The following is a 1,736-nucleotide window of genomic DNA, read 5'->3' as shown; positions in this document are numbered from 1 at the left end:
CCGCGCTCGCGCCGCGTCGTCGCCGATTTCGGCGCCGCGTCGCCGGCGCTTGGCGCGCGGATCGGCGCGCTCACCGACGCCCTGTACGACGGCTCGCTCGTCATCGCCGGCATTGCGCTGGACACCGCCCCTGGCGCGCCTCACACCTTCATCACCGATGCACTGGACCCGCTCGCCAACTACGTCCGGATGCAGCGGATCGCCGCCGTGACACGCCGCGCCCCGTCGCTGCGGAGCCGCCTGTGAGCCCGCGCTCGCAGGCCGGCACGACGCGCATCGCGCTCGTCGGGATGCCCGGCGCCGGCAAGACGACCCTCGGCGGCGCACTGGCCGGCGCGCTCGGGTTGCCGTTCGTCGACGCCGACCGCGAACTCGAACGCCGCTTCGGTGCCCCGGTCGCAGTGCAATTCCATGCGGGCGACTTCCGCGCACGCGAAGCCGACGTCATCGATGCGCTGACGCGCGGGCCGGGGCTCGTGCTCGCGACCGGCGGCGGCGCCGTGCTGCGCGACGAGACGCGCGCCCGGCTCGGCCAGCGCTGTTTCGTGATCCATCTCGCGAGCGATCTCGACACCCTGTGGCATCGCACGCGCGACGACGCATCCCGCCCGCTGCTGAACGTCGCCGACCCGCGCGCGGCGCTCGCCGCGCTGCACGACGCGCGCGAATCGCTGTACCGCGCATGCGCGCACTGCCGCATCGACACCTCAGGCCAGTCCGTCGCACAAACGCTCGCGGCAGCGCTCGACGCACTTGCCATGGCGTAACCCGCGCACCCCGATCTGCCCCCCTTTCAGCTGTTTCAACGACGCCGGCCGGTTCGGCCGACTGCTATTTCTACCAGTTGCCGAGCGTCAAATAATATCTAAAGATATATTTTTAGATATATCGTTCGCCATCGCGCACAGGAAACCGACCATGCCCTTCCTCATCGACCGAGCGCGCGGCTCCCGCCGCCTGGTTCCCGCGCTCGCCGCGCTCGCGATCGCCGGCTGCGCGCCGTTCGGCTCGCAACGCCCGGCGGCGCGGATGACGCCCGTCGAGCAACTCGATGCAGGCGCCGCGATCCACGCCTCCGGCGCAGGCTCGCCGACGATCGCCGAACGCTGGTGGACGGCGTTCGGCGATGCGCAGCTGGATCGCCTCGTCGACGATGCCCTGGCCGGCGCACCGACACTGCAGGCGCAGCGCGAACGTGTCGCGCAGGCGCTCGCCGACGCCGACGTCGAAAACGCCGCGCTGCTGCCGCAACTCGGCGCGACGGTGAGCGCGGTGCCGACGCGCCTGCCCGGCAGCTACCGGACGCCACCGCCCGCGGCCGGCCACTGGCAGGTCGACGCGCAGGCGCTCCTCGGCGCATCGTGGAATCTCGACATCGCCGGCCGGCAGCACGCGCTGGCGCGCGCCGCGGCGCTGCGCGCGGACCAGCAGCGCGCGCTCGAGCACGCGGCCACCGTGTCGCTGCAGGCGGCGATCGTCGAAACCTATCTGCAGCTCGTGCTCGAACAGCAACTCCTCGCGATCTCGCGCGATACGCTGCAGCAACACAGCTATCTGCTCCGCCTCACGTCGCAACGCGCCGACGCCGGGCTCGACATGCAGGTCGCCGTGCTCCGGGCAAGCGAACCCATTCCGCACGCGCAGGCCGACATCAACACGCATGCGGCCGCATCGGCCCGTCTGCGCCACCGGCTCGCCGCGCTCGTCGGCCGGGGGCCCGGCTACACCGATGCGCA

The 1,736-nt window shown here is 72.1% G+C and carries 3 protein-coding genes; all 3 read left to right on the top strand.

Annotated elements, in window-relative coordinates:
- Positions 1-246, top strand: a 246-nt coding sequence (locus tag G3O06_RS48130; protein ID WP_205820424.1) for a hypothetical protein, incomplete at its 5' end; no start/stop codon positions are given.
- Entirely contained in the window at positions 243-767 is a 525-nt protein-coding gene (locus tag G3O06_RS48125; RefSeq protein WP_346779606.1) for a shikimate kinase, read from the top strand. The genes G3O06_RS48130 and G3O06_RS48125, both read left to right, overlap by 4 nt.
- A gap of 151 nt (positions 768-918) precedes the next feature.
- A partial coding sequence (locus G3O06_RS48120; RefSeq protein WP_205820422.1) for a TolC family protein occupies positions 919-1,736 on the top strand: 818 nt, incomplete at its 3' end.

The organism is Burkholderia sp. Ac-20345 (assembly GCF_017104825.1).
In the GTDB taxonomy this organism is placed as follows: Bacteria; Pseudomonadota; Gammaproteobacteria; order Burkholderiales; family Burkholderiaceae; genus Burkholderia; species Burkholderia lata_B.
Note: the sequence above shows the minus strand (reverse complement) of the source record. Positions and strands in the feature narration are given on the sequence as shown.